The sequence below is a fragment of the Maridesulfovibrio salexigens DSM 2638 genome, from assembly GCF_000023445.1.
GTDB classification, from domain to species: domain Bacteria; phylum Desulfobacterota; class Desulfovibrionia; order Desulfovibrionales; family Desulfovibrionaceae; genus Maridesulfovibrio; species Maridesulfovibrio salexigens.
On sequence record NC_012881.1, the window covers coordinates 3,669,371 to 3,689,147 of the forward strand.

Annotated in this window: 13 protein-coding genes; 6 read left to right on the plus strand and 7 right to left on the minus strand. The window is 46.9% G+C overall.

Annotated features, from left to right (window positions below; genetic code table 11):
* Window positions 1-2,676: a PAS domain-containing protein gene (locus tag DESAL_RS16805; protein ID WP_015853166.1), complete on the plus strand. Its 2,676-nt coding sequence runs from the start codon at window positions 1-3 to the stop codon at window positions 2,674-2,676.
* 2 nt (window positions 2,677-2,678) lie between these two features.
* Here DESAL_RS16805 and DESAL_RS16810 read toward each other — a convergent pair whose 3' ends face one another.
* On the minus strand, window positions 2,679-3,590 hold the full coding sequence (locus DESAL_RS16810; RefSeq protein WP_015853167.1) for a GGDEF domain-containing response regulator: 912 nt from the start codon (window positions 3,588-3,590) through the stop codon (window positions 2,679-2,681).
* A gap of 5 nt (window positions 3,591-3,595) precedes the next feature.
* Window positions 3,596-8,332 carry a response regulator gene (locus DESAL_RS19890; RefSeq protein ID WP_157046981.1) on the minus strand — a complete coding sequence of 1,579 codons (4,737 nt, stop codon included), beginning with the start codon at window positions 8,330-8,332 and terminating at the stop codon, window positions 3,596-3,598.
* Window positions 8,333-8,820: 488 nt separating this feature from the next.
* Here DESAL_RS19890 and DESAL_RS16820 point away from each other — a divergent pair, with 488 nt between their 5' ends.
* From DESAL_RS16820 to alr, 5 genes are all read left to right on the plus strand, one after another.
* On the plus strand, window positions 8,821-10,272 hold the full coding sequence (locus DESAL_RS16820) for a sigma 54-interacting transcriptional regulator (protein ID WP_049760031.1): 1,452 nt from the start codon (window positions 8,821-8,823) through the stop codon (window positions 10,270-10,272).
* On the plus strand, window positions 10,262-10,441 hold the full coding sequence (locus tag DESAL_RS20380; RefSeq protein WP_041721981.1) for a TyrR/PhhR family helix-turn-helix DNA-binding protein: 180 nt from the start codon (window positions 10,262-10,264) through the stop codon (window positions 10,439-10,441). Before DESAL_RS16820 ends, DESAL_RS20380 begins: the two co-directional genes overlap by 11 nt.
* Before the next feature lie 479 nt (window positions 10,442-10,920).
* Window positions 10,921-12,042 carry an alanine dehydrogenase gene (gene ald / locus DESAL_RS16830; protein WP_015853169.1) on the plus strand — a complete coding sequence of 374 codons (1,122 nt, stop codon included), beginning with the start codon at window positions 10,921-10,923 and terminating at the stop codon, window positions 12,040-12,042.
* A gap of 244 nt (window positions 12,043-12,286) precedes the next feature.
* Window positions 12,287-13,681: an alanine/glycine:cation symporter family protein gene (locus DESAL_RS16835; protein ID WP_015853170.1), complete on the plus strand. Its 1,395-nt coding sequence runs from the start codon at window positions 12,287-12,289 to the stop codon at window positions 13,679-13,681.
* A gap of 111 nt (window positions 13,682-13,792) precedes the next feature.
* Window positions 13,793-14,941 carry an alanine racemase gene (gene alr, locus DESAL_RS16840; protein WP_015853171.1) on the plus strand — a complete coding sequence of 383 codons (1,149 nt, stop codon included), beginning with the start codon at window positions 13,793-13,795 and terminating at the stop codon, window positions 14,939-14,941.
* Window positions 14,942-15,487: 546 nt separating this feature from the next.
* On the opposite strand, the gene DESAL_RS16845 is transcribed toward alr, so the two are convergent.
* The 5 genes from DESAL_RS16845 to DESAL_RS20255 all read right to left on the minus strand — a co-directional run bounded on the left by DESAL_RS16845 (window position 15,488) and on the right by DESAL_RS20255 (window position 19,777).
* Window positions 15,488-16,342 carry an ABC transporter permease gene (locus tag DESAL_RS16845; protein ID WP_015853172.1) on the minus strand — a complete coding sequence of 285 codons (855 nt, stop codon included), beginning with the start codon at window positions 16,340-16,342 and terminating at the stop codon, window positions 15,488-15,490.
* Window positions 16,339-17,193 carry an ABC transporter permease gene (locus DESAL_RS16850; protein ID WP_015853173.1) on the minus strand — a complete coding sequence of 285 codons (855 nt, stop codon included), beginning with the start codon at window positions 17,191-17,193 and terminating at the stop codon, window positions 16,339-16,341. The genes DESAL_RS16845 and DESAL_RS16850 overlap by 4 nt, the downstream gene beginning before the upstream one ends.
* Window positions 17,194-17,195: 2 nt before the next feature.
* The gene (locus DESAL_RS16855; protein ID WP_015853174.1) at window positions 17,196-18,278 is read right to left on the minus strand and encodes an ABC transporter ATP-binding protein; all 1,083 of its coding nucleotides are present in this window, start codon (window positions 18,276-18,278) and stop codon (window positions 17,196-17,198) included.
* Window positions 18,279-18,364: 86 nt separating this feature from the next.
* A complete protein-coding gene (locus DESAL_RS16860) occupies window positions 18,365-19,423 on the minus strand; it encodes an extracellular solute-binding protein (RefSeq protein ID WP_015853175.1) in 1,059 nt (352 codons plus the stop codon).
* Window positions 19,424-19,681: 258 nt separating this feature from the next.
* On the minus strand, window positions 19,682-19,777 hold the full coding sequence (locus DESAL_RS20255) for a MetS family NSS transporter small subunit (protein WP_015853176.1): 96 nt from the start codon (window positions 19,775-19,777) through the stop codon (window positions 19,682-19,684).

The window sequence follows — 19,777 nt, forward strand, 5'->3', positions numbered from 1 at the left end:
ATGAAGCTGTTCTCAAGGAAGGCTCTGGGACTGACAATACAACTACTGACCCCTATGCTGGCTTTGGTAGTTGTCATGGGAATATTCATACTTTCATGGTCTTTCTATTTGTCCAAAACCACCCTTGAAAGCGAAATAGCCATTGATATTGAAAAAACAGAAAGCATTGTTGCTCTCTCTCTAAACAACACACTCGAAGACATTAAAGATGACCTTATTGAAATGACTCTGGATCCTAATTTCCGGGGCGCAATCATTTCCGGTGACAGTGAAACCCTTGACCAGAAGCTGTACGAATTTATGAACTCCCGCCAAGGGTATCTTCTGGACGTTCTGACCATTTACCGGGAAGGGCGAAACTGGGTTGAAGCCGGAGTCATCGAACTACCAATCGTTCAACTTCGTAATAAATTCAAAAACACTATGACCACGTCTCCGGCTTGGGGTTACCTTTCATTCAGATCATTAAATAGCATCAGGACCATGCTGGTCTGTGCTGTCCCTGTTTTCAATGAACATACCGGTGAGGTCGCCGGAATCCTTTACGGCGGGATCGATCTGAACTCCAACGTATCTTTTATAGATCGACTGAAAGATGTATCAAGCGCAATTAACGCAGCCCTCATCAGCAGACACAGGTTAATCATAAGCACATCCAATCCCTCTAAACCGGAGATGAAAAAGCTCGTTGACTGGACTCTGGGTATCAAACCGGGTGATTTTAAAATTGATGAGGAGCTTATCTACTCTACCATCCAGCTACTCCCACAGCAGGCAGACAGCCCATTGCTATTCAGTTTTGTAAGGCAAAACCCTTCGTTCCAATCCTTAAAGAAAAATTACATGCAGAATCTGGGTATCCTTCTTTCACTGGCAACCCTTTTGGCTATATTTACTGCTTGGGCATTGCAAAAAAGGATTCTAAAAGCACTGAAAATGCTTACTGATTATGCCCAGAACGTAGCATCCGGAGAACGAGAAACAAATTTCATCCCCGGTCAGGTAAGGGAATTCAACCAACTGGGCTCGATGCTCGAGAACATGGTTGCAAAACTGGACGAAAACAGCGTCTATATTTCTAAACTATTCTCCTCAGCAAAAGCGCCAATCATTAACTGCGACACAACCGGAGTTGTCCTTGATATGAATCCGGCAGCAGCGAAACTTATAGGTTTTGACGAAAAACAGGTTTTAAGCAAAACACTGAATAATCTTTTTCCGGGAAACTATCAGGAGACGATAGACGAAGCATTGCAACAGGCTATGGTAGGTGATTTCACTCCGGTTCTGGAATTACCGATCCGTCCGGTGGAAGGAGATGAAAAATATTTTATCTGGACATTTTCTCCAGTTCGGATGGAATCCAAGGAAGATGCAGACTTTATTCTCCTTCAGGGCCTCGATATAACCGAAAGCAAGAAAGCAACAAAAAAAGCTCAGGAAAGTGAAGCACGGCTAAGTCAGGTAATCAATCTGCTGCCACAAGAAATATTCGCCAACGACCTTGAAGGTAAATTTTTGCTGGTAAACAGCATCAAAGCCGAAAAGATGGGGATTCCTGCTTCTGAGATTACCGGAAAATACCTGCCGGAGATAATAACTGATCCGGTGGAAGTAACCCGTATTCTTGAAGATGACCGCATGGTCATTGAAAGAAATGAAAAGCTCCTCACCGAAGAGAGTTTCCGCGATGAGAACAGGGTAACCCACTGGATTGAAACAACACGGGTTCCCTATACCACAGCAGAAAACAACACCCCGGCTATCCTGACGATTTCCACAGATATCTCCCGCATCAAAGAAGTTGAGCAGGAGATGAAATCCTTGAACAAAGAGCTGGTGGAAAGGGTCGCCATGCGAACCACCGAACTGGAAAACGCCAACTCAGCCTTACTTAAATCTATGGATGAACTGCGCCAGACTCAGGATAAACTGGTTGAAACGGAAAAGATGGCTTCTCTCGGGGAGCTTGTTGCCGGAGTAGCTCATGAAATCAACACCCCGCTTGGGATCAGTGTAACCAGCGCTTCATTTATTAAAGAGCTGACCGAAACCCTGCAACACAACTTTGAATCCGGCACCATGAAAAAGTCGGACCTTGAAAAGTTCCTGAAAACCGGCAGCGAGGCTCTCGATAACATAATGAAAAACCTTGAGCGCTCAGCAACACTTATCAGCAACTTCAAGCAGCTAGCAGTGGACCAGACTTCTGATGATGTCCGCCAAATCAACCTGCACGAATACATTCAGGGAATCCTGCTGTCGCTCAAGCCAAAATTCAAGACATACAAGCATGAAATAACTGTGGACTGCCCCAAGGGGCTGGAAATTAATATTTCACCCGGCTCACTAATGCAGGTCATAACAAATATTGTAAGCAACTCTCTGACCCATGCTTTCCCGGATACGGATGAAGGGAATATATCCATTACTGCTGAACGCAGCGGCAAAGGGGTCAAACTCACCTTCTCAGACAACGGCATCGGAATGGGAACGGAGCAAGTATTAAAAGTATTTGAACCGTTTTACACCACAGCCAGAAGTGAGGGCTATACAGGACTCGGCATGCATCTGGTATACAACCTTGTAACCAGAGCACTGAACGGAACGATTGAATGTCAGAGTTCGCCGGGAGAGGGAACCACATACGAAATATGGTTTCCTGAAGGAGAATAAAATCAGGTCAAATCGGTCCAGAGGACCATATTTCTTCCCCTGCGCTTAGCCTCGTAAAGCATCGAATCAGCGCCGACGGTTAAATCCTGAGCCTTTGAAAAGGTGGATGGGATCACAGTCACTCCGCCAAGACTTACCGTCAGCACATTACTTACTGAAGAAAAACCGTGCTTGATACCCAACTCAGAAATTAAAACCCTGATTTTTTCGGCAATATACCTGCCGCCATCTGAATCTGTCTCCGGGAGCAGGAGAACAAATTCTTCTCCGCCGTATCGTGCGGCAACATCTGCCGGACGTTGGACCTCAGCCAGTAAGAGATCAGCAACTTTCTTAAGAACTTCATCTCCGGCAGTATGACCGTAGTTATCGTTATATTGCTTGAAACAGTCTACATCGAGCATAGCCAGCGACATTTTATCCCCGGAACGACTACAACGGCGCCACTCCCTGTCCAAAGCCAGTTCAAAACTTCTTCTATTGGGCATTTCAGTAAGACCGTCCAGATTGGCAAGTCCTTCCAATAATTTTCTCTGTCTGGCTATGGTCAGGTGATTCTTTATCCTTGCCTTGACGATTGGGGGATGGAAAGGCTTGCGAATATAATCCACGGCACCCATTTCAAGACCGCGGGCCTCATCATGCTCGGAATCAAGGGCAGTAATAAAAACAACCGGAATATCCTTACTTTTATCGGAAGTTTTGATTTTACGCAGAACTTCATACCCATCCATTTCCGGCATAAGAACATCCAGCAGCACCAGATCAGGAGGATTATCAGAATTCACACGATCAAGAGCCTGATTGCCATTTTTAGCCAAGACAACCTTATAGTCCTGACGCAACAGATCGGAAAGGACATTGAGATTCAAACGCTCATCATCAACAATTAGTATTTTAGCTCTCTCTTCCATTGATCTTATCCTTTATCCAGCGGGATATTCAGTTCATCGGCAATTCTTTCCAACAGGAACCGCCCATCTTCAAAATCAAAATTTTCAATATAGCGGGTTAATTCAGCAAGCTGACCTTCAAATCTTTCCAGATTAAAATGATTTCGCAATTCAGCCAGAACATCGCCACATTCGGCATCACCTTCACCGAGCATTATATACAGCTTATTGATAAGATTAAAACTTTTTTCTTTATCATACACATATTCCCGGACATTGCCCCCACCACCAACTTTAAGACCCTGCAATCCCTTAATTACCAGATCAAGCTCTGAGACAAAAAGCAGTAGGTCATCTTCATACCCGCTACGATCAGTATCTCGAAGATCTCCCTCCAGAAGGCGACAGAATTCATAAAGTTTTACAGCTCCGATATTTCCGGAAATACCTTTCAAAGAATGAATTTTAATCAGGGCCTGTTCAGGTCCTGAATCAGCTAGGGCTGCTTTCAATTCCTCTTGAAAATCTCCATACCGATCCTTGAATCCTTGCAGAACTTTCAGGTAACTTTCCTTATTGCCACCGATATTGCGCAGTCCCTTTGCGCAGTCTATTCCGGGCAAGTCCGGCATTTCTTGCTCATTCCCTGACAACTCACAGGAAGAAGGCACATAAACGATATCCTCTGCGTTCAGGTATTTAACCAAAGCTCTTTTCAATTCCTCCGGATCAATGGGCTTGGTCAAATGTTCATTCATGCCTGCTTCAAAACTTTTCTCCCTGTCCCCCGGCATGGCGTGTGCTGTCATAGCCAGAATAGGCAGGTTACGGTAGCGTTCATCGGAACGGATTATCCTGGACGCAGTCAGCCCGTCCATTTCTGGCATCTGAATGTCCATAATAACCAGACTGTATGGCTCTGACTCCAAGGCCTCCAAAGCCTTACGGCCATTGTCGGCAACATCGACATCAAGCCCCATACCTTCAAGCATTCTCCGGGCAACCTGCTGGTTTAGTTCATTATCTTCTACAAGAAGAATTTTAGGACTCTGCCCAGTCAACTCTAAATCAACAGCATCTTGCACATCTGCATCCGGAATAAGCATATGCTGAACATCATTAAATTCACCCTGCAAAGCAGCATATAATGAAAGACGCGAAACCGGACGGGTAACAAATCCGTCAACACCGACCAGAGCTGCTTCCTTACGAAAGGATTCGTCCATATTTACTGGAGACATTAAAATAATAGGGACATGCATCAACTTGGGCATGTTCCTGATCCGCTCAACAACCTCAAGGACATGCATATCCTGTATTTTTCCAGAAACAAGAATTAATCCTAACCCATCAACATCTATCGACTCTGCAAGCCTTTCAAGTGCACTTGAAGCTGTGCTGTCCACCATGACTGTAATGCCGGATTTTTCCATTGTGGAACGGATGAATTCACGGGCCATCATATTGCCCTCAATCACAAGAGACTTCATGCCCGCTTTTCCTGCCGGCAAAACAAATGAACTCCCCCTATCCATAGCGCTCATCTTCACTGTAAAATAAAAAGAGCTTCCTTCTCCGGGATGACTTTCAACACTGACTGTCCCGCCCATTAACTCCACAAGGGAACGAGCAATTGCCAGCCCCAAACCTGTCCCACCGTATTTACGGGTGGTTGAAGCATCAGCCTGCGTAAAAGAATTAAATAATACGGACACTTCTTCACTACTTAAACCGATTCCACTGTCACGTACGATAAACTTTATGCTGGCTTCCCCGGTACAGTTCTCCTCACAAGTGACAATAAGATTAACCTCACCTCTATCAGTGAACTTCACCGCGTTGTTCACAAGGTTAGTCAGAACCTGCTCAAGACGTAACGGATCGCCGCGTAAAAACAAAGGAACGTCAGGACCGACGGACAGAATAAAATCGATCCCTTTGGATTCCGCTTTGACTGAGACCATATTGCAAATTTTTTCCAACACATGGTCCAGCTGAAACTCTACGGCTTCCAGCACGAATTTACCGGCCTCAATCTTGGAAAAGTCAAGAATATCACCAATAATTGACAGCAGGGAATCGGCGGACGACATCATCTTGTTCAGGTACTCACGCTGTGCCGAATCAAGATCGGCACTTTGCATCAAATGTCCGAATCCGATGATGCTGTTCATGGGAGTACGAATCTCATGGCTCATATTGGCAAGGAATTCTGATTTTGCACGAGTGGCGGCTTCCGCAGCCAGCCTTGCCCTATTGAGTTCCTGTTCCACCCTTCTACGCTCGGTCACATTACGCATACACTCAACAGCACCGACAACCTTCCCGGAATGATCGCGCAGCGGTCCGGCAACTCCCCAAAAATATGCTCCCTGTCCATTGAATGCTCTGGGGGTATATACTTCACCATAAAGCATTCCATAGCGCCGCTCCAAAGACTCATAGCGATCAGTCAGAGGTTCGAGATCGTCTTTAAGAGCGGAATCAATAAGAATCGGCCTGCGTTCACCATAAAAAGGTAATGCATATTCATAATCAGCCTTGCCGATCATATCCTGCTTGCTGACCCCGGTAACCTCTTCAACGGCTTTATTCCAAGCCAGCACAACCCCGTTACTATCAATAACAATAGTCGGGTCAGGCAGGAATTCGATAATGTCATTCAACCGCTGATAGGAATCCCGCAATTCATTTTCGCTCAATCGTTTTCTAGTCACATCCCGGAAACTCCAGACCCTGCCGACAATATCAGAGCCTATGCGCTGGGGGTTGGAATATTTCTCTACAATTCTACCGTCCACCAGTATGAGCTCCTCAATCTGTCCCGCTTCCGACTCCAGCGAGTAATCCCAAAGGCCATGTACAGAACTCCCCTCTTCCAACTGATCAGCAATATATCCGAAAACATCGGAAACAACTCCGGACCGCAAGATATGTTCCGTGATGTTCCACATGCTTGAAAAACGAGAGTTCCATGCTACCACCTGTCCATAGCCGTCCACGGCAAGGATGCCATCTGCAGATGATTCAATGGTAGCGGTCAGGAGTGAAACAGAACGTTCAATCTCTTCCTTGCTGCGGCGCTTCTCGGTGACATCTCGCAAGGTAGCCTGAATGAAGGGAGTACCACTGATGACCATCTTGCGTGCGCGAACACTTGCATAAAATTCTTCCCCGTCAGACCGACGGCAAATAAGATCAAAATCCAAGCCCCCGGCATCAATGGTCTTCCCTACCCATTCATCCAGAAGATCACTGGAAGATTCTCCTTCGCGCTGATTAGGGGCAACAAGATTCTCTGGACGGTAAGAAAGCAATTCTTCTTCTGAGCCGCAACGAAACATCGAAACAGCTTCAGGGTTAGCACTAAAGAATTTGTAATTTAAATCCATCAGCAAAATTGCATCGCTGGCATTATCAAAAATAGATCGATACTTAATTTCCCTTTCTTTCAAGGCTTCATTTTTATTTCGCCCCTGCTCCATAAGATACAACCTTTCAAGAGCAAACCCCACATATGAGGAAAGGAACAGCAATACCTCAAAATCTTTTTTATCAAGAGGCTCACTTTCACAATAGCTTTGGACAGCCATCGCCCCTACAACTTCCCCTTGAAGTTTCAAGGGAACACCTAGCCAGATATTGCACTCAGGACCGATAAGTACATACTCCCCATTATCGCGAAGTTTCATACGGGTTTCAAAATCTCCGAACAACGGTTCACCGGTTTTGATAACATAATCAGTCAACCCGATTCCCATTTTTCGCGTTTCCGGAGCCTCCTCCTTCTCATCAGAAAAATAAGGGAAACTGATCATATCTGTTTCCCGGTCATAAGCAGCAATATAGAAATTTCGCGCATGCATGAGCTGATTCACCTGCCCCTGAACGATGGAGTAGAACTCATCGATACCGGAGACACGGGATACAGACATCGCTATCTCATATAGTCTCTTATGGACCTTCTCCATGCGGCGGCGCTGCGCAACCTCTGTATTCAAAGATTCATTAAGTCTAAAAAGTTTACGGTTCCAAAAAATAATCGCGGTGAGAGCAAGTGCCATGAACGCAAAAAGAAGCACAATCTCAGTATACTTCACGGACTGCTCATAGCGCACGTCAAACCATTTTTTGCGAATTTCTCGATGAGAGTTTTTACTTATAGCGGCAAGGGTTTTATTGATGATTGACAGGGCTTCAGGATATTCCGGGGACACACCGATTCTATGATCGAATTTATATCTGGTAGTTCCTGCAATTTTAAGGTTCTCAACTCCAAGCAGATTCATATTTTCGACCACTACAGCAAGATGCCCCACAAAAGCATCTACCTGCCCCTTGGTCAAAAGAAGAAGGCCGTCCTCCACATCGGAGGTGCCGACAAGCTCTATTTCAGGAAAATTATCTTCGATATAGTGATAGCTGGTGTACGATTGCCCTGCGGCAACCCTCTTGCCGTTGAACTGCGACAAGTCCCGCACATTCCCGTACTTTTCTCCGGTTACGATAACCAGAGGAAATGAAACATAAACATCTGAAAACAAAACTTCTCGTCCGACCATGTCCTCGCTGCTAAGGGCCGGGATAACATCCAACTCCCCTTCAGTGTATTTACGTAGAACATCCGCCCATGAATCACTTGGGACAAATTCAAAGTTAAGACCGGACATTTCTGAGATCATATTCATATAATCCGCGATAATTCCCCGGAACTTCCCTTTTTTATCAATTATGGACAAAGGTTCCCAGTCCACCTCACTCATTTTGAGCGGCACACCCCTGCGAACAAAAGCTTCTTCTTCAGGACTTAATTTCAGAGGAAATGGCGAGCTCTCCCTAACAACTGGCTCAGCATTTGCAACTGAGAACGCAACACTGTCTACTGGAACTACGAAGAATAAAAGGAAGAGAAGGACACAAAAAAATTGTAAACGAAAAGAAATATCATTGTCCGAAATTTTAAGAATCAATGTAACTGTCCCCTTGTAAGAAACTATTGCGGTCCAAACAAAAATAGCATCAGTGGGTTCAATGAACAAGGAAGGGTTTGCTTCAGAGAGTCCACAACTCTTTCACACTACGCTCAGAGGGATGGTAATTTTTACTACCAAAATCTGCAAAATTTCTACTTTTTGCTCCGATATTTTAGAAACTTAAAACGCTTCGGCACGAAAAGTTGCCACTTGTATCTTTTCTTTCCACAATTATACAGCTACAGTAATGTCCTAACAATATCCAAAACGGAGTAGGCATGGTTGAAAACAAAAAGTATAAGCTTCTTTTTAGGGACCGTATCGGGATCGTTTTTGATATCACCAAACTCATGCTGGAGCATAAGCTGAACATAATCAGCATGGAAGTTGAGCAAAAAGACGGATTTGCCCAGATTTCTGTTGAAATTGAGGGAGGACACACCCTTGATACTGAAGAAATGCTGACTTTATTCTCTTCACTGCCCGGAATCGACAGCCAGAATAAACTCAAAAGACTCCCACAGGAAAAAAGGGAAAAATGGTTCCGGACCCTCTTTGACGGCATGAGCGAAGGGATTGTTTCTGTGAACTCCAGAGGGATGATCAACACCGCAAACAGCGTTGCCTGCCGCATCTTGAACACGCCCTATGAAAGCCTTGTAAACACATATGTCGGTGAAATTACGCCTAAAGACAACCTGCTTATGGAGTGCATGGAAAAAAGGATTCCAGTCAACAGAAGGAAGTCCGCAGTTACCAGCACCGGCCGTGTAGACTTTTACGGATCAGCAAAACCCATCCACGACTCACAAGGCGATTTTGTCGGAGCTGTCCTGCTTATGAAAGATCTGCAGGAAGTAAAAGCAATGGTTGATGCTGTCATGCCCCCCATCGATTTCAAATTTGACGACTTCATCGGCGAGAGTCCGGCCATCAAGAACCTGATCACCTTTGCCAAACGCATTGCAGAACTGGACACCATCGTCTCCATCACCGGGGAAAGCGGAACAGGTAAAGAACTTTTCGCACGGGCCATCCACTTTGAAAGCGGCAGACCCGGCCCCTTCATTCCCATCAACTGTGCGGCCCTGCCCGAACAACTAATTGAAAGCGAACTCTTCGGTTACATTGACGGAGCATTCACCGGAGCCAGAAAAAAAGGCAAACCCGGACTCTTTGAAGCAGCACAGAACGGAACAATTTTTCTTGATGAGATCGGTGATATGCCTCCCGGACCACAGGCCAAGATCCTGAGAGTCCTGCAAGAAGGTTGCGTACGCCGAATTGGTGGTGTGGAAGAGATTCCGGTCAATGCAAGAGTTATCACCGCAACAAATAAGAACCTAAACGACATGGTTGCTGCCGGAGATTTTCGGGAAGACCTTTTTTACCGCATAAACGTCCTGAACATCCAAATCCCACCTCTGCGCGAGAGACATACAGACATAACACTCATGGCCGGTAAATTCCTTAACCGCTTCAACCGCAAGCTGGAAAAGAAGGAACAGACTATCAGCATAGCAGGGCAGCAAAAGCTGATGAATTACAGCTGGCCGGGCAATGTACGCGAATTACAAAATGTCATTGAACGAGCTTCAATCTTCAGCAACTCAAACGAAATTTCCGCAAATTCACTTGAATTCCAAGCAGCAGTCGAATTGCGGGCAGCAATGCAAGGCTATACCCACCACAGTCACGCTAGGAGAGTCCCTGAAAGACATGGTCGGTAAATACGAAATGCAAATACTCCTTGAAACCCTCAACTCTTCAGACAGTATACGCAAGGCGGCTAAAAAACTGGGCATATCTCACACAGCATTGCTCAAAAAAATTGAAAAGCACCAGCTGCGCAACGAAAGCAGAGTCCTCCCTTGGGAACCTGCAACACCCGTCAGCTAAACCAGCCCCAAAGAGCTTCCGATGCACATCCCCGTGGCTTTGAACAAGTCACGGGGATTTTCTTTGTGGTAACATTACCTACCACCTGTCACTCCTGTTATTTCGCGGATCAGCCTCTATTTCATCATGATTTGACACTCTGGAAACATTAGTTACCACACTAAGTAATCCCTTACATCTTACTCTGTTAGACTAAGAATACTTCGATCTGTGGAAACTTTTATTACCAAAGGTACTTTCTACAAAACTTACTTAAACGCGTGATTATTTTGTGAATATTAGCACAATATTTAATTTATTTTCCTAAACTTACGTTATTATGAAATTTTAATCTCCGACCAAGACCAGACACCACTCTCCTGACAATTTTTGGCATGCGGATTGCCTTAGGGAAAATACCCAAGAGTTCAGACTCTATTTTTCAACAGCTGTCCCGTGGTGATTGCGGGGCGTAAACAATCAAATCAGGAGAAGTGGAAATGAAAGTTGGTATCTTGAAAGAAATCAAATCAGAAGAGAACAGAGTTTCCATGACACCATCAGGTGTTGAAGTCATGATCGCAAACGGTCATGAGTTGTGGGTTGAAAAATCCGCAGGTGTAGGTAGCGGTTTTTCCGATGAAGACTACATTGCTGCCGGTGCAAAGATCATCGACACCCCCGCTGAAATCTATGCGGAATGTGAAATGGTCATGCACGTTAAAGAACCTCAGGCTTCTGAATACGACATGGTTCGCGAAGACCAGATCGTTTTCACTTACTTCCACTTTGCTCCTGATGAGCCCCTGACCCGTGCATTCGTTAAAAACAAGTCCATAGCTATCGCTTACGAAACCGTAGAAGGCGATAAAGGCGACCTGCCCCTGCTCACCCCCATGTCTGAAGTTGCCGGTCGCATGTCCATTCAGCAGGGCGCTAAGTACCTCGAACGCTACTACGGCGGACGCGGCATGCTCATGGGCGGAGTTACCGGTGTTACTCCCGCAAACGTTGTTGTTATCGGCGGCGGTGTAGTTGGTACCAACGCAGCAATGATGGCCTGCGGTCTGGGCGCCAAAGTAACTATCCTCGACATGAACCTCGAAAGACTGCGCTACCTCTCCGAAATCATGCCTAAGAACTGCTTCCCCATGATGAGCAGCCCCGCTCTGCTGCGTGATCTGGTTCAGGAAGCTGACGTTGTTGTCGGCGCAGTTCTGGTTGCCGGTGCCAAAGCACCTAAACTGGTTAACCGCGAAATGCTTAAAACCATGAAAAACGGTTCCGTAATCGTCGACGTTGCCATTGACCAGGGTGGTTGTTTTGAGACCTCCAAGCCCACCACACACGGCGATCCCGTTTACGACGTTGAAGGCGTTATCCACTACTGCGTAGCCAACATGCCCGGTGCAGTGCCCATGACTTCCACCATGGCTCTGACCAACGCCACCCTCCCCTATGCACTCGAAATCGCAAACAAGGGATGGAAAAAAGCAGCTCAGGACAGCCGCGCTATCAGAACCGGTCTGAACATGGTCGGCGGCAAGGTTACTTACAAGGGAGTAGCTGAAGCATTCGACCTCGAATACACCCCCGTTGAAGGCGTTCTTTACGACAACTAAAAACTGACAAATCTGCTGACAATTCAGATAAATAAGTCAAATCAGGAAGACTGTTGAGAATGAGTTAGAAATAATCACAAAATACACTGGGGCATTGCGCAGGATGTTCTGTGCTATGCCTCAGTGTTTTCCTATAACCCCACAGGAAAAAGAGGGATGGTCTGCTCGCCGGAACTCTTTACACCACAGCTGGAGTTTTCTCGGCAGTCTTGGATGTAACCTGAAAAACTTACAAGGGGATGATATGGAATTCTTGACTTTACTGGACGGACTGGTTGGAAAAATAGGGGCCTTTGCTTGGGGCCCGCCCATGTTGGTTCTGCTTGTCGGAACCGGAATCTGGTTAACTTTCTCTCTGCGCGGACTGCAGTTCAGAAAATTGTGGTACGCCCTTTACCTTGCTCTCGTAAAACGCAAGGAAGAAACAGATGAGCCCGGCGACATCACTCACTTTCAGGCCCTGATGACCGCCCTTTCCGCAACTGTCGGAACCGGTAACATTGCCGGTGTTGCAACAGCCATCGCAGTAGGTGGCCCCGGCGCACTGTTCTGGATGTGGATGACCGGCCTCGTAGGCATGGCCACCAAGTACGCGGAAGCTGTTCTGGCTGTTAAATACAGGGTAGTTGATGAAAACGGCGAAATGGGCGGTGGTCCCATGTACTACATCTCCAAGGGCCTCAACATGCCCTGGCTGGGAACCCTCTTCGCAATCTTCGCATCCATCGCCGCTTTCGGTATCGGTAACATGGTTCAGTCCAACTCCGTTGCCGACGCAGTTGAAGCAACCTACGGCCTTTCCCCCTATATTACCGGTCTCGTACTGACAGTCCTGACCGCTGCAGTTATCCTCGGCGGTATTAAAAAGATCGGTAAAGTTACCGGACTTCTCGTTCCCGTCATGATCGTTTTCTACATGGCCGGTGCGTCCTACATCATTCTGATCAAAATCGCCGAAGTTCCCGCAGCCCTTGCTTTCATCGTAGAGCAGGCTTTCAACCCCACCGCCGCAGTTGGCGGATTCGCAGGTTCCACCATCATGCTGGCTGTCCGCATGGGTGTTGCCCGCGGTGTATTCTCCAACGAATCCGGTCTCGGTAGTGCCCCTATTGCAGCAGCTGCAGCCCAGACCAAGCAGCCCGTAACTCAGGCTCTGGTATCCATGACCCAGACCTTCATCGATACTATCATCGTCTGTACCATGACCGGCCTCGTACTGATCCTCACCGGCACCTGGTCCAGCGGTGCTACCGGCGCAGAACTGACCACTATCGGTTTCGGTGCAGGTTTCTCCGGCGGTGAACACGTTGTTACCATCGGCCTGATTCTTTTCGCCTACTCCACCATCCTCGGCTGGTGTTACTACGGTGAAAAATCCATTGAATACCTCTTCGGCGTAAAAGCAGTACTGCCCTATCGCATAGTATTCATCTGTTTCGTAGGAATCGGAGCCATCGCAAAGCTCAGCTTCGTATGGAACCTTTCCGACACCTTCAACGGCCTCATGGCTATCCCCAACCTTGTAGGCCTCCTGTTGCTGACTCCGGTTGTTGTTTCGGAAACCAAGAAATACTTTGCAAGACAGGAAGAAAAATCCGCAAGTATGGAAACCTCCACCGCTACTGAAAACGAAAAGTAGCCTCGTAAAAGCATACGGACCCCACTCCGCACCCTCTTTCGGACGAATACCACCGTTCGGAAGGGGGTGCCCAAAACAACTCAGCAGCTTTGCAGGAACAAGAGGTACGCCATGAATAACCCCAAAACTTTCGCCCCCATCTGGGCAGAAGTGGACCTGTCCGCGATCAGCCATAACTTCAGTGAGGTTCAACGGCTGGTAAACAAGCAGTCAAAGATAATGGCTGTTGTAAAAGCTGATGCATACGGACACGGGCTCACAAAGGTAGCGGACTGTTTAAACAAAGCCGGAGCCGACTATTTTGCAGTAGCGCGCTTGGATGAAGCTGTAGCACTTCGCAATCACGGCATTGAAAAGCCGATTCTGATCCTCGGCTACACTCCCCCCGAGGCTGCAACAGAACTGCTCAAACACAAGGTCATTCAAACAGTATTTTCAAGTGAATATGCCAAAGATTTAAACGAAAAACTCAACCAGACAAACAAGACATTAAAAGTTCACATTAAAATCGACACCGGAATGGGCCGGTTAGGTCTTGTTGACGAATTCAATGACGGAGCAGTGCTGGAATCCATCAGCACAATCAATCGCCTTCCCAATCTGGAAACAGAGGGTGTTTATACTCATTTCGCAGCGAGTGATGAAGCGGACAAAACCAGTGCGCTTGAACAACTGAAACAGTTCAAAAACATTCTCGCTGGCATTGAACGCAGAGGGATCAGCATCCCCCTCAAGCATGCAGCCAACAGTGCCGCAATTATTGATCTCCCGGAATCATACTTTGATATGGTCCGCCCCGGAATAATGCTTTACGGCCTTTATCCCTCAAACGGAGTCCACCAGCAGAATGCCGAACTAAGGCCGGCCATGCAGATAAAAGCCCGTATTGCACAAACAAAAGAAGTCCCTGCCGGATTCAGGATCAGCTACGGGCACACCTACACCACCCCGAATGCAACTAAACTGGCTACAATTCCGCTCGGATATGCGGACGGCTATAGAAGGCAACTCTCGTCAGCAGGTAAAGTACTGGTCCACGGACAGCATGCATCGATAGTTGGAAGGGTCTGCATGGATCAAAGCGTCATTGATGTAGGGAAAATCGAGAATGTTGAGGCCGGAGATGAAGTGGTCATCATCGGCAGACAGGAACAGGCTGAAATTTCGGCAGAAAGGATGGCCTGCGAACTAGGAACAATCAATTATGAGATTGTTTCCACACTTATGGCCAGAGTTCCGAGGATTTTTAAGGACTCGTAAACATATTTCATAAATTTCCGACTGAAGCCGCTTAAGCACACTCCCTCAAACCCTGTGCACTCTGCTTCCGGCTACCACTGCCCGGAACACAGGCTTCAGCAGGAAACTGCTCTAAGGTTGAATCGCGTTATCCCAATCCGCATAACGGGACAACGCAAACAGCCACTGCAGCAATCTGGAAGTTCATGCAAATGGACATTGCCCGCCGGCAGAAGGGCCCCCGAATCCTTCTGCCGGATACTACCTAAGACACCGCTGAAAAGAACGTGGAAGAAATCCATGCATGACAACGGCGAATGGAGGTACTTATCAACGCGAAGGTATATACTCAGAAACCAAAACATTCCGGACGGCTTTATAGCTAGACAAGGCTGTACACCCGGAAAGATGCCGTGCAACTCTGGCGGCAAACGAATTCTTAAGCTGAAAGTACAGACAGAGTTAATGGATTCTTACCCAAACACTGCCGTTTGGGGTCATGGCTAAGGCGTGTATTATTAAAGCCCAGTCCCGGATTAGCGGGACTGGGCTATTTTTACTGCGAAGCTACTCTTCCCGCTTGGAAAAGTAGAGATTGCAGAGAGCCAGCAGTGAAGTTCCCACAATCAGCATCAGCGAAACCGCATTGATAACCGGAGTACTTCCATCCCTTACCTGCAAATACAGGTTAATCGGGAGCGTGGGCTCTGAACCGACCAGAAAAAGAGTGGTGTTGAAGTTCTCGAAGCTCATCAGAAAGGCCACCGCCCCCGCACCGATGATAGCCGGACGCAGGAACTTCAAGGTTATATGCCAGATTACCCCCAACTGACTCGCGCCCAGATTCAAAGCCGCTTCTTCAAGGGAATGGTCGAATTTACGCAACCGAGCTGAAACCACGAGAGTTACAAATGTGGTTATGAAGGAAAACTGCCCCAGTACCACCAACCAGAAACTGGGCCGGAAAACCTCAAAATCAAGCCCGAAAGTTTCATCAAAGTAAGTTCCGGCGGTATTTGATGCCAGCAGTAGGGAGATACCGAGAATTACACCCGGGATAACCAAAGGAGCCAGCATCAAAAAGTAGAGCAATCCTTTAAAGCGGAACTCTTCCTTCTCAAAAAGAAAACTCGCACAGGTTCCCACGATAACGCTCAATATTGAAACAAAAAACGCGGTCTGAAAACTTGTCAGAATAGAGCGCAGGTTCTGATCATCATGAAACAGCCCTATCCGCTCCGGTCCGCTGGAAAGGAACCAGTCCAAAGTAAAACCCTTCCATGGCAGGGAAGGAAAATCTGAATTGTTGAAGGCCAGCACGCAGGTAACCACCAGCGGGGCAAATAAAAAGACAAAATACAAAATGATGAAACAATTGAATGACCAATTGTAAGCCTTGCTGCGCGGCAGAGAACGAATCATGATGCCACCTCCCCGAGTTTCTGGCGGGTAAGTTTAAGCCCGGTCCAGATAATCAATGAACTCAAGATCAGCAGCAGAAAACCGAAGGCCGAACCCTGATTCCAGTTGAAACTGGCGATAAACTGATTGTAGATCTGCTCCGTGAACCACAGGGAATTCTTACCGCCCATAAGATTCGGGGTCAGGTAGTTACCGAGCACAAGCATAAAGACCACAATGGAACCGGAAGTGATCCCCGGTTTGCAGTGAGGAATGATGATGGTCCGCCAGATTGTCCACTTCCCTGCCCCCAGATCGTGAGCAGCTTCGATAAGGCTGTCGTCAAGGCTATCCATAACCGACACCAGAGGCACAACCATGAACAGCATAGAGGTATAAACCAGCCCCATGATCATTGTCGCATCGTTGTAAAGCATCTCGATAGGCTTATTGATCAACCCGATTTTGAGCATGAAAAAGTTGAGCACCCCGGACTCACGCAAAAGGATCATCCAGCCGTAAATACGGACCAGTTCACTAACCCAGAAGGGCAGCAAGAGCATGATCATCAGTGCGCCCTGCACCCGCGTCCGTGCCAGCTTGGCGATATAAAAGGAAACAGGCATTGAGAGCAGAAAAACAATGAAGGTGGTCACTATGGCATAAAGACAGGTACGCACAAAAGTAAGCCAATAGACAGGTTCATCAAAAAAATTGATGTAGTTTTGCAAAGTCCAAACCATGTCGCCATAATCATTTTCACCCCTGAAGCTCATGGTCAGCAGGTCGCAAAGAGGCAACACGATCAGCAAAAAGAGCCACATGATTACCGGAGCAAAAAATATCCAGAAAACCATTCTCGAGCGGGTCATAATTATTCCTCCGCCCCGAAACAGATACCGGAATCAGGATGCCAGCCCACGGAAATTTCATTGCCCGGTTCAATATGATCAAATCGGCGGTTCTGGGGCAAGCTGACAATAAGTTCGTGATCCTCTTTTGTTACAGTAAGCAAGCGGCTGTTGGCTCCATCAAAAAGAATGCTCTTCACTGTGACTTCAAATACATTTAAACCCGTGCGGTCCTTCGGCTCAATAAGCATGGCCTCTGGACGCAGAAAGAGGTCGGCCCTTCCGCCACTGACACAAGCTCCGTGCGGCTTGGTCTGAAAAGTATATCCTTCATCAGTAAGGAGAATGACTTTCTCAGAATCACTTTCAACAACCTTGCCGCTCCATTTATTATTGTCCCCAACAAACTGAGCAACGAATGGAGTAGCCGGTTTTCCATAAAGCTCCTGCGGGCTGCCGACCTGTTCGAAGCGCCCTTTATTCATTACCGCTACCCGATCGGACATAACCAAGGCTTCGGACTGATCGTGAGTGATATAGATAAAAGTTGTGCCCACCTTAGCCTGAAGTTTCTTTAATTCCACTTTCATCTGTTCCCGCAGCTTCAAATCCAACGCCCCCAGGGGTTCATCAAGGAGCAATACCGAAGGTTCCAGCACCAGACAGCGGGCAATTGCCACTCTCTGCTTCTGACCACCTGAAAGCTGGTTAATCTGCTTCTCTCCGTAACCGGGCAGGCCGACCCGTTCCAGAATGGTTTCGGTTTTCTTTTTAATCTCCGCAGCTCCCACCCCGCGTCTCTTCAGCCCGAAGGCAATATTCTCGGCAACATTCATCATGGGAAACAAAGCCAGATGCTGAAAAACAAGATTCACAGGACGTTTGTTGGGAGGCACGCCAAGCATACTTCCGCCCCGGATTTCAATATCCCCGGAAGTCGGCTCCTCAAATCCGGCGATCATACGCAGCAATGTAGTCTTGCCACATCCGGAAGGCCCGAGAATTGAAAAAAAAGATCCGGCAGGAACATCAAAGGAAACACCGTCCACGGCAGTAAAATTGCCGAATTTTTTCACCATATCAGAAACAGAAAGATCATTAATCATGGAAAATCGCCCGAAGTAGAATTTTGAAGAACAGCGGAGAGTCCGAAGACTCTCCGCAACAGAGAATGTTATTTCAACAGAGGAATCTAGTTAGCAGCCTTGATTTTATCGAGAATCTTACCTTCCATGCTTTCCAGCTTGGCAGGAACCGGGGGATACCACTTAATATTATCGATAACTGCCTGCGGAAAGGAACGGGCAAAATTGTCAGCAACAGCCTTCTCAGTAAACTTCAGAGCATCCTTGGACGCGGTGGCGTATTTTTCCATGGAAGAAAAGTAACCGGCATTTTCAGGCTTCATCATGAAGTTAATCCACTTGTAAGCGGCTTCAACGTTTTTGGCCTTCGCGGGAATGGCAAAAGTATCAATCCAGCCGAGAGCGCCTTCTTTGGGTGCTTTGAAATCAATTGCTTTGTTGTCAGCATGCAGTTTCCAGCCACCTGCATCCCAAGCCATAGCAACAAAGACTTCACCGGAACGCATGGACTCAAGCAGGGAATCACCGTTGGCCCAGTAGTTCTTAACAATAGGCTTAGCTTCAATCATGGTTTCGGCAATTTTATCGAGCATGGCTTTGTAAGCTTTGGGATCGTCATAAAGTGCGAAGGGATCATAACCAAGAGCAAAACCCATGGCGATGAGAGTAGGTCTCTTAAGACGGTAGCTCACGCGGCCCTTATATTTGGGATCGATGAGAGCCTTAAAAGAATCTGCGTTAGGTGCCTTTTCGCTGTTTACGATCAAGCCGGATGTTCCCCAGCAGAATGGTGCTGCATAGGATTCATCTTTAACAAGGGTATTGGCCTTAACCGCAGTGAGCATGGAAGGAATGAACAGACTGGAATCAAGTTTGGAATAGTCCATAGCCTGATACAATTTGTACTTTTTCTGAACGGAAGAAATACGGTCCTGTGAAGGCTGGGCAAGGTCAAAACCTGCACCTCGGGTGGCCCGCAACTTGGCAATCATTTCCTCGTTGTTGGAAAAGGTAACCTCAACCTTGATTCCGGTTTCTTTTTCAAAAGTGTCGATCAATTTCTGGGGTGCATACCCTTTCCAGGTTAACAGTTTCAGAGTCTCCGCTTGAGCGGTTCCGGCCAGAGCAAACACAGTCAGCAAAGCAAATACAAGAATCCTTTTCATGACAAACTCCATATTTTTGTAACAATTAGCGAACAATTCCGTTAGTTGTTACAGACACATACAAACACGCACACCACCAACTAGTCACAAAACTGTAAAGGTCACGTTACAGCTATAACTGGATTCAAAGCAATATTTTTACCTATTTCCCCAAATCGAAAACAATTTGTGCGATTCCGAAAAGATTTCAATGCAAAAGAAAAGCCCTCCCACGCAAAAGTGCGGGAGGGCTTAATCAATTATATTCAGCTTTGGTATCTACTGATTCTTAAAGGCAATACGGAAGCAGGCATAAGCGCCGCCCCAGGTTATACCGAGTCCGAAGAGCATCATAATGATTGCTGAGAATTCCAT